The 16,826-nt window shown below is 73.5% G+C and carries 14 protein-coding genes; 1 reads left to right on the top strand and 13 read right to left on the bottom strand.

Features of this window, described 5'->3' with window-relative positions; translation table 11 throughout:
• Window position 1: 1 nt before the first annotated feature.
• The 11 genes from HUT06_RS12515 to rsmD all read right to left on the bottom strand — a co-directional run bounded on the left by HUT06_RS12515 (window position 2) and on the right by rsmD (window position 11,465).
• On the bottom strand, window positions 2-409 hold the full coding sequence (locus HUT06_RS12515) for a globin domain-containing protein (protein WP_176195879.1): 408 nt from the start codon (window positions 407-409) through the stop codon (window positions 2-4).
• A gap of 503 nt (window positions 410-912) precedes the next feature.
• On the bottom strand, window positions 913-4,563 hold the full coding sequence (gene smc, locus HUT06_RS12510) for a chromosome segregation protein SMC (protein ID WP_176195878.1): 3,651 nt from the start codon (window positions 4,561-4,563) through the stop codon (window positions 913-915).
• Between the two features lie 692 nt (window positions 4,564-5,255).
• The gene (locus tag HUT06_RS12505) at window positions 5,256-5,453 is read right to left on the bottom strand and encodes a hypothetical protein (protein WP_021598747.1); all 198 of its coding nucleotides are present in this window, start codon (window positions 5,451-5,453) and stop codon (window positions 5,256-5,258) included.
• 177 nt (window positions 5,454-5,630) lie between these two features.
• The gene (locus HUT06_RS12500; RefSeq protein ID WP_176195877.1) at window positions 5,631-5,927 is read right to left on the bottom strand and encodes an acylphosphatase; all 297 of its coding nucleotides are present in this window, start codon (window positions 5,925-5,927) and stop codon (window positions 5,631-5,633) included.
• A gap of 9 nt (window positions 5,928-5,936) precedes the next feature.
• Window positions 5,937-6,815, bottom strand: a complete 879-nt coding sequence (gene mutM / locus HUT06_RS12495) for a bifunctional DNA-formamidopyrimidine glycosylase/DNA-(apurinic or apyrimidinic site) lyase (RefSeq protein WP_176195876.1) — start codon at window positions 6,813-6,815, stop codon at window positions 5,937-5,939.
• Complete coding sequence (gene rnc, locus HUT06_RS12490) at window positions 6,808-7,578, bottom strand: ribonuclease III (RefSeq protein ID WP_176195875.1); 771 nt, start codon at window positions 7,576-7,578, stop codon at window positions 6,808-6,810. The genes mutM and rnc overlap by 8 nt, the downstream gene beginning before the upstream one ends.
• 281 nt (window positions 7,579-7,859) lie before the next feature.
• The gene (gene rpmF / locus HUT06_RS12485) at window positions 7,860-8,039 is read right to left on the bottom strand and encodes a 50S ribosomal protein L32 (RefSeq protein ID WP_176195874.1); all 180 of its coding nucleotides are present in this window, start codon (window positions 8,037-8,039) and stop codon (window positions 7,860-7,862) included.
• A gap of 1 nt (window position 8,040) precedes the next feature.
• Window positions 8,041-8,634 (bottom strand): DUF177 domain-containing protein, encoded by a 594-nt coding sequence (locus HUT06_RS12480; protein ID WP_176195873.1) that lies wholly within the window; start codon window positions 8,632-8,634, stop codon window positions 8,041-8,043.
• A gap of 162 nt (window positions 8,635-8,796) precedes the next feature.
• Window positions 8,797-9,279 (bottom strand): pantetheine-phosphate adenylyltransferase, encoded by a 483-nt coding sequence (gene coaD, locus HUT06_RS12475; RefSeq protein ID WP_176195872.1) that lies wholly within the window; start codon window positions 9,277-9,279, stop codon window positions 8,797-8,799.
• A 138-nt stretch (window positions 9,280-9,417) separates the two neighbouring features.
• Entirely contained in the window at window positions 9,418-10,869 is a 1,452-nt protein-coding gene (locus tag HUT06_RS12470) for a penicillin-binding transpeptidase domain-containing protein (RefSeq protein WP_176195871.1), read from the bottom strand.
• Between the two features lie 29 nt (window positions 10,870-10,898).
• The gene (gene rsmD, locus HUT06_RS12465) at window positions 10,899-11,465 is read right to left on the bottom strand and encodes a 16S rRNA (guanine(966)-N(2))-methyltransferase RsmD (RefSeq protein ID WP_176195870.1); all 567 of its coding nucleotides are present in this window, start codon (window positions 11,463-11,465) and stop codon (window positions 10,899-10,901) included.
• 400 nt (window positions 11,466-11,865) lie between these two features.
• Between rsmD and HUT06_RS12460 the strand changes: the two genes are divergently transcribed.
• Window positions 11,866-12,672: a hypothetical protein gene (locus HUT06_RS12460; protein ID WP_176195869.1), complete on the top strand. Its 807-nt coding sequence runs from the start codon at window positions 11,866-11,868 to the stop codon at window positions 12,670-12,672.
• A 66-nt stretch (window positions 12,673-12,738) separates the two neighbouring features.
• Here HUT06_RS12460 and HUT06_RS12455 read toward each other — a convergent pair whose 3' ends face one another.
• Together HUT06_RS12455 and recG are read right to left on the bottom strand one after the other, a co-directional pair.
• A complete protein-coding gene (locus tag HUT06_RS12455; RefSeq protein ID WP_176195868.1) occupies window positions 12,739-14,478 on the bottom strand; it encodes a serine/threonine-protein kinase in 1,740 nt (579 codons plus the stop codon).
• 145 nt (window positions 14,479-14,623) lie between these two features.
• Window positions 14,624-16,813, bottom strand: coding sequence for an ATP-dependent DNA helicase RecG (gene recG / locus HUT06_RS12450; protein ID WP_176195867.1), 2,190 nt, complete (start codon window positions 16,811-16,813; stop codon window positions 14,624-14,626).
• Window positions 16,814-16,826: the final 13 nt, after the last annotated feature.

Raw genomic sequence — 16,826 nt, 5'->3', positions numbered from 1 at the left:
ATCAGGAGACGGGCTCGGCGGCGGCCTCCGTCATGACCTGGGCGACCACGCCGTAGGCGGCCGTCCAGTCGCGTTCCAGGTCCGCGCTCCACGCGGGGCCGCTGAAGTGGGCGAGGGTGGCGAGCAGGCTCGCGCCGACGGGCGTGTAGTGGTCGGCGGCGACGCCGAAGCCGTGGTGGCGCCGGCCGAGGTCCCGCAGGAACGGCACGAGCGCGTCCGGGTCGTCGACGGACGAGACGATCTGGGACAGCGCCGCGAGCAGCACCTCGTGCTGTTTGGCCATCGCGGCCGGGAACATCGATCTGAGCTGCGGCGCCCGCGCGAAAAGGTCGGCATAGAAATACTCGGCGACGTCCACGCCGTTCGCGCCCACCAGGGCGAAATTGTCCTTGAGTTTGCCGGCGTCCATGGGCAGCACCTCTCCACCGGTCCTCCGTACCGGGCGGAGGGCACCCGGTGAGGGGAGCCGGAGAACCACGGTGCACATGGGTAGTGGATGCCCCGGAGCCGCACAAGCCCGCCAGCGTCGCCGCCGCATCACCGTCAGTGCACGCGGATCACGCGCCGTCCACGTCACCGGCGAGAACGCGCCCGTAATCCATCGGTTATTGCCGGGTGAAAAAGATTTCGCGCCCGTCCGAATTGCGGACGGATAGGCGATGCAACGCTCCAATCACCGGCCGCGAATATTACGGCCATATGAAATCCGCAACACGGCGCGGGCGGCAAGGCGCACGTCCGTGAGCCCGGCCGGTGTCGGCCGCAACGTTGCGATCGCGTGCGAAGCCAGGTTCGAGCGAAGCGAGAACCTGATCGCGCAGCGAGCCGCAAGGCGAGCCGAAGCGATGCAGCGATCGCCGCTTTGCCCGTTGAAGGAAGGCGCGCCAGCGCCGACCGCCGAGGGCGAAGCAATCAACTCAACCGCTGGCTGACCACCTGGGTTACGCCGTCGCCTCGCATGCTGACGCCGTAGAGGGCGTCGGCGCCCTCCATCGTGCGCTTCTGGTGGGTGATGACGATGAGTTGGGACGATTCGCGCAGCTCTTCGAAGACGGTGATGAGCCGCTGGGTGTTGGTATCGTCCAGTGCGGCCTCGACCTCGTCCAGGACGTAGAACGGGGACGGGCGGGCCTTGAACACGGCGACCAGGAAGGCGATGGCGACCAGCGACCGCTCGCCGCCGGACAGCAGCGACAGCCGCTTGACCTTCTTGCCGGGCGGGCGGGCCGACACCTCGACCCCGGTCGTGAGCATGTCGTCGGGGACGGTCAGCGAGAGGCTGCCCTCGCCGCCGGGGAACAGCCGCGCGAAGATCCGCTCGAACTCGCGGGCGGTGTCCTCGTAGGCGGCGGCGAACACCTCCTGGACGCGGTCGTCGACCTCCTTGACCAGGCCGAGCAGCTCCCGCTGGGTCTTCTTCAGGTCCTCCAGCTGCGAGGTGAGGAACGCGTGCCGCTCCTCCAGCGCCGCGAACTCCTCCAGGGCGAGCGGGTTGACCTTGCCGAGCTGGTTGAGCTGCCGCTCGGCGACCTTGGCGCGCTTCTCCTGGACGGTCCGGTCGTAGGGGACGGGCCGGGCGTCCTCCCCCTTCTCCGGGTCGGGCGGGACGAGTTGGTCCGGGCCGTACTCGGCGACCAGCGACTCGACCTCCAGGCCGAACTCCTCCAGGGCCCGCTGCTCGTACTGCTCCAGCCGGAGCCGCTGCTCGGCGCGGGCGACCTCGTTGCCGTGGACGACGTTGACGAGGCGCTCCAGGGTCGCCGACAGCTCGCGGACCTGCGTCCGGACGACCTTCAGCTCGGCCTCGCGCGCGGCCTTGGCCTGCTCGGCGGCCTCGCGGCGGCGGACGGCGGCGGCGAGGGAGTGCTCGATGCGGTCGAGGGCCGTCCGGGCGCCGCGGTGGACGGCCTTGGCGACCCTGGCCTGCTCCTCGCGGCGGGCGCGGCGCTGCGCGGCCCGCGCGCGCTCCTCGCGCTCGCGGCGGGCGCCGCGTTCGAGGGCGTCGGCGCGGCCGGTGATGGCCTGCACGCGCTCCTCGGCGGTGCGGACCGACAGCCGCGCCTCCATCTCGGCGGACCGCAGCTCCTGGCTCCGGGCATGCAGGTCGTCGCGCGCCTCGGTGTCGTGCCCGGCCTCGTCGGCGACCTCGGCGGCCTCCTCCGACTCGGCGAGCCGCATCGCCAGTTCCTCGGCGGCCTGGGTGTCGCGCTCCAGCGACTCGGTCGCGGCGTCCAGTGCTTTGGTCAGCCGCTCCGCCTCGCCGCGCGCGGCCCGGACGTCGGCCTCCAGGCGCGCGGCGCGCTTGGCCTCCTGCGCCGCCTGCGCGTCGAACTCGCGCACGCGCGCTCGGACGCGGTCAAGGTCGGCCTGGGCCTGGTTCACGCTGGCCTGGGCCTCGCCCGCGGCGGCCTCCGCGGCCTCCAGCGCCATCTGGGCGGACTGCTCACGCTCCATGGACGCCGTGAGTTCGTCGGCGGCGGCCCCCGCAGCCGTCTCAGCGGCGGCCAGGTCTTCGGTGGCCTGGTCAAGGGTCGCGCGCATCTGCAGAAGGCCCTGCCCACCGCTCGCACCACCCTGCGCCCAGTGCGCGCCGACGAGTTCGCCGTCGCGCGTCACGGCGCGCAGGGACGCCTCCCGCCGGACCAGCGCTGCGGCGGACGGCACGTCGTCGACGACCGCCACGTCCCGCAGGAGATGCTCCACGGCCGGACGCACGACCTCGGGGACGCTCACCGCGTCGATCGCGTAGTCGACGCCCGGCACCCGTGTTCCGGGCGCGGCCGCTCCCCCGCCGACGAGAAGCCCGGCGCGTCCGGCGTCGCGGGTGCGCAGCAGCGCCAGCGCGGCCTCCGCCGTGTCGAGCGAGCCGACCGCGATGGCCTCGGCCGCGTTCCCCAGGGCGGCGGCGACCGCCGTCTCGTACCCGGACCGGACGTTCAGCAGCGACGCGACCGTGCCGAGCACGCCTTCGAGGGAACCGTCCGCGCCCGCCGACAGCAGGGCCTCGCCGCCGTCGGCGGCGCTGGCCAGCGTCAGGTTCAGGGCCTCGATCCGCGCCTGCAGCGCCGTGACCTTCTTCTGCGCCGCCTGGTCGGCGGACCGCGCGGCGCCCACCGCGCCCCGCGCCTCCTTCAGCGCTCCGCGCGGCCCGTCCACACCGGCGCGCGCGGCCTCGGCGGCGTCCTTCGCGGTCGCGAGCGCCTCCTGCGCGGCCTCGTGCTCGGCGGCGAGCGCGGGGTCCTCGACGACCTCGGCCTCGAACGCCTCGAACTCCACGCGGGCGTCGTCGGCGCGCTGCTCGGCCTCCTCGCGGGCGTCGGCGAGCCGTCCGATCTCCGACCGGCCGGCCTGCGCCTTGCTGCGCAGCGCCTCGACCCGGCCGCGCAGCCGGGCCAGCTCCTCGCGGCGGTCGGCGGCGGCGCGCGCGGCGGCCTGGAGGCGGCGCTCCTCGGCCGCGAGGGCCTCCTCGACGCCCGTCCGCTGCTCCACGGCGTCGGCGAGACCGTCCTGGGCCTCGTCCAGCGCGGCGCGGAGCATCTCCTCCTGCTCGCGGATCTCGGCGGCCTCGCGCTCCATGTCCTCGGGGTCGCGGCCCCGCCGCTCCTCCTCGCGCGCCTCCGCGGCGTTGCGGTGCCGCTCGGCGGCGAGGTCGGCGACGCCCCGCAGCCGCTCCTTCAGCGCCGACAGCTGGAACCAGGTGTCCTGGACCTGCGCGAGCCTCGGCGCCTGCTCGGCCTCCTCCGCCTCCAGGACGGCCTCGCGCCGCTGCGCCTCGCCCAGCGCCCGCTCCGTCTCGGTGCGGCGCTCCCGGATCGCGGCCTCGTCGGCGGCCTCCTGCTCCAGCCTCGTCCGCAGCGAGACGAGGTCGTCGGCCAGCAGCCGCAGCCGCGCGTCCCGCAGGTCGGCCTGGATCACCGCCGCGCGCCGCGCGATCTCGGCCTGCTTGCCGAGCGGCTTCAGCTGGCGGCGCAGCTCACCGGTGAGGTCCTGGACGCGGGTCAGGTTGCCCTGCATCGCGTCGAGCTTCCGCAGCGCCTTCTCCTTGCGCTTGCGGTGCTTGAGGACGCCGGCCGCCTCCTCGATCACCGCCCGGCGCCCCTCCGGGCCCGAGTGCAGGACGCGGTCGAGCTGCCCCTGCCCGATGATGACGTGCATCTCGCGCCCGATGCCGGAGTCCGACAGCAGCTCCTGGATGTCGAGCAGCCGGCACGAGTCGCCGTTGATCGCGTACTCGCTGGACCCCGACCGGAACATCAGCCGGCTGATCGTCACCTCGGTGTAGTCGATCGGCAGCGCCCCGTCGGCGTTGTCGATCGTCAGCACGACCTCGGCGCGCCCGAGCGGCGCCCGGTTCGCCGTCCCGGCGAAGATGACGTCCTCCATCTTGCCGCCGCGCAGCGACTTGGCGCCCTGCTCGCCCATCACCCAGGCCAGCGCGTCCACGACGTTGGACTTGCCCGACCCGTTCGGCCCCACGACGGCCGTGATCCCCGGCTCGAACTTGAGCGTGGTGGAGGACGCGAAGGACTTGAAGCCGCGCAACGTCAAGGTCTTCAGGTACAAGCGCCGTCCCTCCCTCGCGCCGCAGGCGGCATCGCAACGCTAGAGGCTATCGCGTACCCGCCCGACGACCCCGCCGTCACGCGCGGCCCCCGTCCGATGCCACGCTCCCAGAGATCAACACACAACCCCCCGGTTCCGGCCGCCCCGAACCCCGGAAACCTTTGCCACTTTTTGACCCCGCACCCCGGGCGCGACGCCGATCCCAGGATGCACCCGCGGACACCGCCCGGCGGGCAAGTCATGCGATCGCGCGATGGACCTCACGACGCCGCTCCTGCACGATGGCAATCAGACGGCGGCCCGCCACAAGCGACCGCAGCCGACGAAACCCACACCAGAGGGACGCCTGTACCGGCGGAGACCTGCACTGTCTCGTCCGTAAGCTGAGCCTGCGGGGGCCTCAGCGTTGCGATCGCGTGCGAAGCCGGGTTCGAGCGAAGCGAGAACCTGATCGCGCAGCGAGCCGCCAGGCGAGCCGAAGCGATGCAGCGATCGCCGCTTTGCCCGTTGAAGGAAGGGCCGCCAGGCCCGACCGCCGAGGGCGAAGCCATCAACACAGCGATCGCCGCTTTGCCCGTTGAAGGAAGGGCCGCCAGGCCCGACCGCCGAGGGCGAAGCCATCAACACGCAAATAAACACCTTAGGGACGCCGAAGGTCGGCGTCCCTGTGTTTTGAGGATGGAGCGCCGAGACTAGGTCAGCGCGGGTTCGCGGTCCTTAACCGCGAGCGACATCACATCGTCGTCCGTCGCCGTCGCAAGCGCGTCGTTCTCCGCCTGGAGCCGTACGAGCTCGGCCTCCAGGTCACGTACGCGCTGCTGCAGGCGCCGCATCTCCGCGACCATCCGGGGGTCGGGACCGCCGACGTGGCCGAGTAGAGCCTTCGCCATGACTAAGGGTCCTCCACGCTGAGTAACCAGCAGGGATCGCGCACGAGAATCAGCTGAAGTCGGTGCGCGTATCGTCTAGAGTCGCACCGGCCGGTGTCCTGGTCAAGCCGCACATCACAGGCCGGTAACAACCTTCCTCTACTAGTTTAGCAGGTACAAACCGGAACTCCCCACCCGTCACCGCTCCACGAAGCCGGCGGCCTCGCCGCGCGGGGCGCTCCAGCGCTCGGTGACGCCGGTGACCCTGCCCGGACGGCCGGCGGTGCCGTCGCCTTCCAGCAGGTCGAGCAGGGCGCGGCACTTGCCGCGCGGGCCCTCGGCCACGACCTCGACGCGGCCGTCGCCCAGGTTCGCGGCGCTGCCGGTCAGGCCGAGTTCCAGCGCCCGCGACCGCACCCACCAGCGGAACCCGACGCCCTGGACGCGGCCGCGCACCCAGGCCGTGAGCCGCACGTTCTCCTCGTCGTCCGTCACGCGAGAACCCTAGTAGTGCGCCCGCCGGGGGCGCGGCTGGCACACCGGGCAGCTGTAGGACGAGCGGTTCATGAACTCGTCGCGGCGGATGGGCGCCCCGCAGCGGCGGCAGGGCTCGTCGCGGCGGCCGTAGGCGTCCAGGGAGCGTTCGAAGTAGCCGCTCTCGCCGTTCACGTTGACGTACAGGCTGTCGAAGGACGTGCCGCCCACCGCGAGGGCGGCGCCCATGACCTCCTGTGCGGCCTCCAGGAGGCGCGTGGCCTCCGCGCGGGTCATCGTCTCGGTGGGGCGCGCCCAGTGCAGCCTGGCCCGCCACAGCGCCTCGTCGGCGTAGATGTTGCCCACGCCGCTGATCAGCGACTGGTCGAGCAGGGCCCGCTTGATCCCGGTCCTGCGGCGGCGCAGCGCGCGGAAGAACGCCTCGGGGTCGAAGGCGTCCTCCAGCGGGTCGGCGGCGATGTGCACGATCGGCTCGGGGACGAGCGAACCCGCGCCGAAGGCGTCCGGGACGAGGTCGGTGAGCATCAGGTGCCCGAAGGTCCGCTGGTCGACGAAGCGCAGGTCGTGACCGCCGTCGTCGAAGCAGACCCGGACGCGCAGGTGCTTCTCGCGCTCGCGCCCGGGGTCGCCGACGAGCAGCTGCCCGCTCATGCCGAGGTGGCACAGCACCGCCTCGGAGTCGCCGTCGAGCGGGATCCACAGGTACTTGCCGCGGCGGCGGGGCGGCCGCGTCGCGCGGCCGGCGAGGCGGGCGGCGAAGTCGGCGGGGCCCGCCTCGTGGCGGCGCACCGAGCGGGGGTGCAGGACCTCCGCGGACGCGATGGACCGGCCGGTCGTCCACTGCTCGAGGCCGCGCCGGACGACCTCGACCTCGGGCAGCTCAGGCACCGGCCTGCGCCGCCTCGCCGGCCTGCTCGCCGGCCTGCTCGCCGGCGTCGCGCTCCACGACGAGCGCGCGGATCTCGTTCCAGGCGGCCTCGGCGGCGTGCTGCTCGGCCTCCTTCTTGCTGCGGCCCTCCCCCGAGCCGTAGGTCTTCCCGCCGACCCGCACGGACGCGCGGAAGGTCTTCTGGTGGTCGGGGCCGCTCTCGGCGACGTGGTACTCGGGGACGCCGAGCTCCTCCACGGCGGTGAGCTCCTGCAGCGAGGTCTTCCAGTCCAGCCCGGCGCCGAGCCCGGCGGACCGGGCGATCAGCCCGTCGAAGAGCCGGTGGACGAGGGCGGACGCCTCGTCGAGGCCGCGGTCCAGGTAGACGGCGCCGATCAGCGCCTCCAGGGTGTCGGCGAGGATCGAGGCCTTGTCGCGGCCGCCGGTGCCCTCCTCGCCGCGGCCGAGCCGGATGTGGGCGCCGACCCCGAGGCCGCGCGCGACGCCCGCGAGCGCGCGCATGTTGACCACGGCGGCGCGGAGCTTGGCCAGTTGCCCCTCGGGCAGGTCGGGGTGGCCGCGGAACAGGGTGTCGGTGACGACGAGCCCCAGCACCGAGTCGCCGAGGAACTCCAGGCGCTCGTTGGTCGGCAGGCCGCCGTTCTCGTAGGCGTACGAACGGTGCGTCAGGGCACGTTCGAGCAGTTCGCCGGTCACTTCGACGCCGAGCGCGGCGGTCAGTTCCGCGCGGTCCGGCGTGGGTGCGCTCCTCTTGGCGCTCACGGGCCCTCCTCGCAGGCCGTGCACCGCGCATGGCGCGGTCGCTGATGCGGCGCGCCGGCCGGAACGGCCGGGACGGCGAGGACGCGCGGCGGGGAGGATGTCCGCGAAGACGAGGTGCGCGCCGGTCGGCTGATCCCGGCGTGCACCACGGCTCCGGGCGCGGTTCCCGCACCGGTCACCACGCCGACGTCGCGCGCCGGGGTGGTCGGGTGGTGTCCGTCCCGCACCGTGGGGGGCGGGCCGCGCCGCGCGCGGATCCGCCCCCCAGGATGCGAGAAGACTCAGGCCGACGGGGTGATGACCTGCCGCCGGTCGTAGGTTCCGCATGTCGCGCACGCGGTGTGCGGCAGCTTGTGGTCGCGGCACGTCGGGCACTCGACCAGGTTCGGCGCCGCGGTCTTCCACTGCGAACGCCGGTGCCGCGTGTTGCTGCGCGACTTCTTCCGCTTCGGGACGGCCACGTCAGCCCTCCTGCTTTCCTTCTCGTCGGTCGAATGAACCACGGGTGCCGGAGCTCCCGTTCCCCCGGTCGGGGTCCGCCGGCGCCATGTCGCCGGCGAGGTCCTGCAGCGCCGCCCACCGGGGGTCGGCGACGTCGTGGTGGTGCCCCGGCTCGACGTCCGCGAGCCGCGCACCGCAGTCCGGGCACAGGCCCGGGCAGTCGTCCCGGCACAGCGGGGACAGCGGCAGCGCGAGCACCACCGCGTCCCGCAGGACCGGTTCGAGGTCGATGAGGTCGCCCTCGAGGCGGAGCTCGTCGTCGGCGGCGTTCCCGCCCGAGCGGGTGTCGTCGTAGACGAAGAGCTCCTGGAAGTCCGCCTCGAAGGTCGAGGCGATCGGGTCGAGGCAGCGGGAGCACTCCCCCTCCAGGGGGACCGTCGCCGTGCCGGTGACGAGCACCCCCTCCAGGACCGCTTCGAGCCGGAGGTCCAGCCCGATCGCGGCGCCCTCGGGGACGCCCACCATCTCGACGCCGAAGTTCTCCGGTGCCGGCACGGTCAGGTGCTCCTCGCGCGACGATCCCGGCTGCCGGCTCAGAGCTCGGGTGTCGAGCACCAGAGGGGCGTTGGGGTCGAGGCGTGTCAGCGGAGTCCCTGCTTTCGTGAGGCATGGTGAACGGCGGCCGCCGTTGATGGCCGATGTCCCAGGGTACCGAACCCGGGGCGGTGACCCAACTCGCGACCCGACCGCCCGCCGCTCACGGGGCGGGGAGGGCCGTCAGGTCTGCTGCCGGAGGCGGTCCACGAGGCGGGCGTGGACGCTGTCGGGGACGAGTCCGGAGATGTCCCCGCCGAACTTCACGACCTCTTTCATCAGGCTGGAGGACAGGAAGGCGTACTCCGGGTTCGTCGCCATGAAGAGCGTCTCCACGCCGGCGATCCGGTGGTTCATCTGGGCCATCTGCAGCTCGTACTCGTAGTCGCTGACGGCCCGCAGCCCCCGGACGATGACCGGGATGTCCTGCTCCTTGCAGTAGTCGACGGTGAGTCCGTAGAACTTGTCCACCTTGACGTTGCCGTACTCCGCGGTGACCTCGGCGATCATGTCGGCGCGCTCGTCCACGGTGAACAGGCTCTTCTTGTTCTTGTTGATCAGCACCGCGACGACCACCTCGTCATACAGACGGGAGGCGCGGCTGATGATGTCGAGATGCCCGTTGGTGACGGGGTCGAACGATCCCGGACAGACGACACGGCGCACGACGCGAACCCCTTCGGTCCCGGTTTCTGACCTGCGGCGTGAACGTACCAAATCGCATTCGGCCCGGTTTCACCCGGGCTCGCCCGGCCGGTTCGGCCGCCCGCGCGGGGGCCCGCCGGGGGCCGTCCGGTGGGCCGGTCAGTCGCCCAGGGCCTTGAGGATCCTGGCCGCGATCGGGCCCGACTCGATGCCGTAGCCGGGCGCCTCGGTCATCACCGCGACCGCGTACTTCGGGTCGTCCCCCGGACCGAACCCGATGAACCAGCGGTCGTTGTAGGCGGCGCCCTCGACGTCGGCGGTGCCGGTCTTGCCGCCGACGATGGACGTCCCCTTCAGCGTCTTGCCCGTGCCCCGGTCGACGACGGCCTTCATCATGTCCCGCATCTGCTTCGCCTGCCCGGACGTCAGCGCCCGCGACATCCGCTTCGGCGAGACCGTGTCGACCGTCCGGCCGTTCGGGGCGCGCAGCTTGTCGACGAGGTGCGGCCGCATGACCTCCCCGTCGTTGAGGACGCCGGCGGCGACCATCGCCATCTGCAGCGGGCTGGCGACCGTGCTGCCCTGCCCGATGGAGCCGAGCGCGCTGAGCGAGGGCTGGTCGGTCGTCGGGAACGCGCTGGCGGCGCCGCGCAGGCCGTCGGCGTACTCGACCGGGTCGCCGAACCCGAACGCGGCGGCCGCGTCGTGGACGGCGTCGTTGCCGGGCTCCTCCGCGCCCATGAACGCGAACGTGGTGTTGCAGGACTGCGCGTACGCCTCGGCCAGCGGGATCCGGCTCAGGTCGCAGGACCCGCCGATGTCGCCCGCGTCGTTGTTGATCGCCTGCCCGGCGCCCGGCGGCTTGTAGCTGCGGCCGGCCTTGACCTGCGACCCGGCGGTGGCACCGGCCTTCAGCGCGGCCGCGGCGACGACGGTCTTGAACGTGGAGCCGGGCGGGAACACCTCCCGGGTGGCCTTGTCGAGCAGCGGCTTCAGCTTCTCGCGGTTGAGCCGCTCGAACGCCTTCACGGCCTTCTTCCGATCGAGCGTCGACACGTCATCGGGGTCGTAGGTCGGCGTGGACGCCAGCACCCGGATCGCGCCCGTCTCCGCGTCGAGGACCACGGCCGCGGCGCGGCGGGCGCCGCTGGACGCGAGCGCGGCGTAGGCGGTGCGCTGCGCCTTGACGTCGATGGTCGCCTCGACCGTCCCGCCGGGGACGTGGTTGCCGACGAGCTTGTCGACGAAGTTGGTGGTGGCCAGGCGGTCGTCGGTGCCGTCCAGGAAGTGGTTCGCGGCACTCTCCAGGCCGGTCTGGGAGAACACGGAGAAGTAGCCGGTGACCGGCGCGAACACCTTGCCGTCCTTGTAGTGGCGCTGGTAGCGGTCGTCATCGGTCTTCTCCGACCAGGCGAGCCGCTGGCCGTCCGCCACGATGGGGCCGCGGTCGATCTTGAAGCGGTCCTCGAACTGGCGGGCGTTGAGCGAGTCGTCCCGCAGGTCCTGCGCCTGGAAGCCCTGCACGTACGTGATGTTCGCCATCAGGGCGACGGCCATGACCAGCGCGACGACCCAGGTGCGTCCCACCGCGCGGTCGATACCGGGCTTCATGGGCATGCCTTTACCCGATCTCCCTCCCGTCAACGGCCGTTGGCGCGGCCGTACCAGAAAATCGCCTCACCGTAACGTCTCTCGCGCTCCGCCTCGTACCCGTCGGGCCAGGCCAGCGCGGGCCCGCGGGACGCCCGTTCGACGACGACCAGGGCGTCCGGCGCGGCCCAGCCGTGGTCGCGCAGGTCCTCCAGGAGGCCGGTGACGGACGCGTCCGCGAGCGCGTACGGCGGGTCGGCGAAGATCAGGTCGTAGGGCTCGCCGGGCGCGCGCCGGACGAGCCGCTCCACCTTCTCGGCGCAGGGGGCGGCGCCGGGCAGCCCGAGCGCGTCCGCGTTCTGCTTGATCACCCGCATCGCACGCGGGTGCGACTCGACGAGCAGCGCGTGCGCCGCGCCCCGGGACAGCGCCTCGAACCCGACCGCGCCGGACCCGGCGTACAGGTCGGCGACGCGCAGCCCGTCCAGCGGGCCGAGGAGGGCGAGGACGGTGGAGAACAGGCCCTCCCGGGCGCGGTCGCTGGTCGGCCTGGTGTCCCGTCCCGGCGGGACGGCCAGCCGCCGCCCGCCCGCGCTGCCCGCGATGACCCTGCTCACCCTTCCAGTATCGGGGGCCTTCTCCGCTGATCGCGCATCGGCGGCCGGCCCGGCCCGGCCGGCGGTCGGCGAAATGATGCACAACGCGCGCGGGGGCCTCTTGTGAACCTCTACCCAAATGGCGCGGACGATGTTCACATCGACTACGTCACGTGCAAGCGTGCTCGCAGGTTGTGCAACCCATCCCTCAGGAGCACCTGTGCCTCACGGTAGGAGACTGGCGGTGACGGCCGGGGCCGCGGTCCTCGGCTTCGCCGCCATGAGCGGCGTCTCGCACGCCGAGACCTCCACGCCCCTCGCCGACCTCACGACCCCTCACGCGACGACCCCTCGGACAACGGCCCCTCGGACAACGGCCCACCCGGAATCGGCTCAACCGAAATCGGCGCGTCCGAAAACGGTGACGACGCGAAAGGCGCCGACTAAGAAGACGGAAAGGCTGATAACGCCCAAGAAGGCGAAAACCCGAAAAGCGCCTTCGAAGAAGGCGTCGAGCAAGGCGAAGGCGAAGCCGCTGCTCGACCTCCGCGTCGGCGCCACGCTGGACTACGACGAGCGCACCCGGACCGCGAGCGCCGGCCTCGACGTCGGCGCGGGTATCGGCACGCCCGACACCGGCGCGGGCGTCCGGCTGCGGGCCGGCGCGAGCGTGTCGCTGAGCGACGCGACGGCCAAGGCGGGCGCGCGGCTGGACGGCCGGGCGGCGTCGCCCGCCGGGAGCGCCGGGCTCTCCCTCGCGGCGGGCGCCACCGCGTCCGCGGGCGGGCGGCTCCTCAGCGCCCAGGCCGACCTGGGCGCCTCGGTGGCCCCGGCCGGCGGCACCCCCGTCTCGGCGCACCTGTCGGCCGGCGCCTGCGTCGGCGGGGGCTGCGAGGCGCCCACGCCGCCGACTCCCCCGACCCCGCCGGTCCCGCCCACGCCGCCGACCCCGCCCGTGCCGCCGTCGCCGCCGTCGCCTCCCGGCGAGCCGGCGCCGCCCGGTTCGTCCCCGGAGCCGCCGTCGCTGCCGTCGTCCCCGGTGCCGCCCGAGCTGCCGTCCGGCACCGGCCTGGGCCCCGGCGCGACCGCCGCCGAGTTCACCCCGCCCCAGGGGCTGCCCTTCACCGGCACCGACGCGCTGCCGCTGGTGGCGCTCGGCCTCGCCGCCATCGGCGCGGGCAGTGCCGCGGTGGCCGCGACCCGCAGGCGCCACGCACGCGAGTCCTGAGCCGTCCCGCCGAAGGGCGTCCCCTCGCAGGGGGCGCCCTTCGGCCGTCTCAGAGGCTCCGCCGTCTCAGAGCGTCTCGGACTTGGCGACCTTCCAGCCGCCGCCCGCCCGTTCGAGCAGGAGGCGGCGGACCTCGACCGCGTCGCCGTCGGTGCAGCCGCCCTTGCACGCGCCGACCAGCACCAGCGCCGTGACCTGCTGCTCCGCCGCTCCCGCGCGCAGCCCGACCTCCAGCGCGGTCCCGCGCGCGACGGCCGGGTCGCGGGAGACCGCGTCGACCGCCCCGCGCGCCCGCACGCCCGGCCAGGTCGCGCCGGACATGTCGGCGCGGGGCGAGCCCGCCTTCAGCGAGTACAGGCTGTCGAGCAGCCACCCGCCCCCCTGCTTGACCATGGTCGCGCGCATCGGGTCCTGGAGGCGGGAGGGGTCGGCGTTCTGGGCGCGCACCGTCCGCCGGACGTACGACAGGACGGTGACCCTGCCGGGCGCCGCGGACACGACGGCGGCGTCGGCCACCTCCGCGGTGACCGAGCCCTTCTTCTCGGTCAGCTCCGCGCGGTAGTCGCGCGTCGCGAGCTGCCGGTCGTAGTCGGCGCCGTACCGGGCCGTGGCGGTCCGGTGCGCGGCCGCCACGTTCTGGTCGAACCGGGCGTGGTCGAAGCTGAGCACGGTCTCGATCGCCCGGGTCGCGGGCGCGACCGCCTCGGCCGCGGCGGCGGGCGGGGCCGCGGAGCCGGTCTCCGCCTGCGCGGGCGCTTCGCCGGAGCCGCCCGCCATCAGCGCCCACGCCGTCCCGCCCGCCGCGAGCGCGACCACCGCCGCCACGGCGGCGGCTACTCCCAGCCCGCGCCTGCGGCGCCGCGGCGGGACGGTCCGCGGCGGAGGCGTCCCGCCCGGGTCGGTTCCGCCCGGCCGCGCGGGGGTCGGCAGCGGCAGCACCCGCGCGTCCCCGGCGAAGTGGGCGCCGGTGCTGAGCGGGCCCTCGTCCTCCGGCACGGCCTGCCCGCCGAGCAGGTCCAGCAGCACCGTCTGGGCCTCCGGGCGCAGCGCCGGGTCCTTCGCCAGGCAGGACGCGACGGCGCCGCGCAGCGACTCCGGCAGCGCCGACAGGTCCGGCTCGTAGTTCAGGATCCGGTGGAACACCGCGGAGATCGTGTCGTTGCCGAACGGGTGCCGCCCCGTCGCGGCGAACAGCATCGTCGCCGCCCAGGTGAACATGTCGACGCCGGTGCCGAGTTCGGCGTCGGTGACCTGCTCGGGCGCCATGTAGGACGGCGTCCCGACGACGCCGCTGCCCTTCGCCGCCGGGGCGCCGGCGATCCGCGCGATGCCGAAGTCGATGACGCGCGGGCCGTCCGGCCCCATCAGCACGTTGGACGGCTTGAAGTCGCGGTGCAGGATCCCCGCCCGGTGGATCGCCGCCAGCGCGGTCACGGTGCCGATGGCCAGCCGGTCGAGGTCGGTGCCGGTGCGCGGCCCGCGCTCGTGGACGAGCCCGCTGAGCGACGGCCCCGGCACGTACTCGCTCACCACGTAGGGCAGGTCGCCGGAGATGTCGGCCTCGACGACCTGCGCCGTGCAGAACCCGGCGACCCGCCCGATCATCCGCATCTCGCGCTCGAACCGGGCGCGCCATTCGGGGCTGCGGCTGAACCGGTCGCGCAGCAGCTTCACCGCGGCCTGCGTCCCGTCCTCGCGGCGGCCGAGGTAGACGACGCTCTGCCCGCCCTCACCGAGCCGTCCGACCAGCTCGTACCGCCCGAGCCGCGCGGGGTCGCCGGGCGCCATAGGGCCAACGGACGTCATGGGGAGCTCCTCCGTCGCGTACGGGCCGCCACCGGGACCCCTACCCTGGCGAGCCCCCGATGGCCCCTCACCATCCACTCACGTTAGACCTCTGTGATCAACCGTGTGTCCGGAGTGAGCGGCGGCGTGGACGGCCCGCGACGGCCTAGGTCTTCTCCAGGAAGTCGGCGCGGTCCTCGTCGAGGAGGGAGGACAGGACGGTGGCGAGGCCCGGATGGCCGGCGAGGGCGGGATCGGCGCCGACGAGCGCCGTCGCCTCCTCGCGGGCGTCGCGGATCACGTCCTCGTCGCGCTGCAGGGTCAGCAGCCGCAGGCTGGACGCGCGGCCCGCCTGCGCGGCGCCCAGCACGTCGCCCTCGCGGCGCTGCTCCAAGTCGAGCCGCGACAGCTCGAACCCGTCGGTGGTGGACGCGACGGCGTCGAGCCGCTCGCGGGCCTTGCTGCCGGGCTCCGCCTCGGTGACCAGCAGGCACAAGCCGTGCAGCGAGCCGCGCCCGACCCGGCCGCGCAGCTGGTGGAGCTGGGACACGCCGAACCGGTCGGCGTCCATGATGACCATGACGGTGGCGTTGGGGACGTCCACGCCGACCTCGATGACGGTGGTGGCGAGCAGGACGTCCAGCTCCCGCTCGGTGAACCGGCGCATCACCGCGTCCTTCTCGTCGGGGTGCAGCTTGCCGTGCAGGACGCCGATGCGCAGCCCGGCGAGCAGCTCCTCCAGCTTCGGCAGCACCTCCATGATGCCGAGCGGCGACCTGCGCTCCCCCTCCTCGGCGGCGACGGCGTCGCCCTCGTCGCCCTCCTGCTCGCCGATGCGCGGGCAGACGATGTAGACCTGCCGGCCCTTCTCCGCCTCCTCCTTGATGCGCTCCCAGATACGTGCGAAGAAGGCGGGCTTCTCGGGCGGCACCACATGGGTCTGGATCTGCGACCTGCCCGCCGGGAGCTGCCCGAGGACCGAGGTCTCCAGGTCGCCGAACACGGTCATCGCGACCGTGCGCGGGATCGGCGTCGCCGTCATCACCAGGACGTGCGGGCGCCCGCCGTCGACCTTCTCGCGCAGCGCGTCCCGCTGCTCGACGCCGAAGCGGTGCTGCTCGTCGACCACGACGAGGCCGAGGTCGGCGAACTGGACGCTCTCCTGCAGCAGCGCGTGGGTGCCGACGACGATCCCGGCGGCGCCGGACGCCGCGTCCAGCAGCGCCTCCTTGCGCGCCTTCGCGCCCAGCGACCCGGTCAGCAGCGCGACGCGGGTGGCGTGCTCGGCGCCGCCGAGCTGCCCCGCCTGGGCGAGGTCGCCGAGCATCCCGGTGATCGAGCGGTAGTGCTGCTGCGCGAGGACCTCGGTGGGCGCGAGCAGCGCCGCCTGGCCGCCGCCGTCCACGGCCTGCAGCATCGCCCGCAGCGCGACGATCGTCTTGCCGGCGCCGACGTCGCCTTGGAGGAGGCGGTGCATGGGGTGTTCCTTGGACAGGTCGGCGGCGATCTCGTCGCCTACTTCGCGTTGTCCCTTGGTGAGCTCGAACGGGAGACGGGCGTCGAACTCCGCCTGGATGCCGCCGAAGGCCGGCGGGCGCGGCTTGGCCGGGAGCGCGGCGGCGGCGAGGCGGCGCTGGGCCAGGGCGATCTGGACGACGAACGCCTCGTCCCATTTGAGGCGCTTCTTGGCGCGGCCGAGCTCGTCCCAGCTCTTCGGGCGGTGGATGCCCTCGTACGCCTCGCGCAGGCCGATGAGGCCGCGGCGCTTCAGAAGGGCCTCGGGCACCGGGTCGGCGGGCAGGTCCAGGTGGGTCAGGACGGTCTCGACGGACGTGCCGATCGTCTCGATGGGCAGCGCCTTCGTGGACGGGTAGATCGGGATGATCTCGTCCGCCCACTCCTGCGCGGCCTGCTCGGCGCTGCGCTCGTGGACGACCTTGTACTGCGGGTGGGCGAGTTGCCGGACGACGTTCCCGCTGCGCGGCCGGTAGGTGCTGATCTTCCCGGCGAACAGCCCGCGGGTGCCGGGCGAGAGGTCCTTCTCGGCCCGGTAGGAGCCCTTGCGGCCGAAGAAGCTCAGCTTGAGCTGCCCGGTCCCGTCGGTGACGGTGATCTCCAGGACGTAGCCGGGGCTGCGGGACAGGGCGCGGCCCTGCACCTTGACGACCTCCGCCATGACCGTGACGTGCTCGCCGTCCTCCAGCCCGCTGAGCTGGGTCAGCTCGCCCCGGTGGGCGTAGCGGCGCGGGTAGTGGTGCAGCAGGTCGCCGACCGTGTGCAGGTCGAGGCCCTTCTCCAGCGCCTTGGCCGTCTTGTCGCCGAGGACCTTGCGCAACGGCTCGTCGAGGTTCGCCACGCACTCTTTTCTA

Origin of the sequence: Actinomadura sp. NAK00032 (assembly GCF_013364275.1) — a bacterium.
Taxonomy (GTDB): Bacteria; Actinomycetota; Actinomycetes; order Streptosporangiales; family Streptosporangiaceae; genus Spirillospora.
This window is presented reverse-complemented; position numbering and strand designations above follow the sequence as displayed.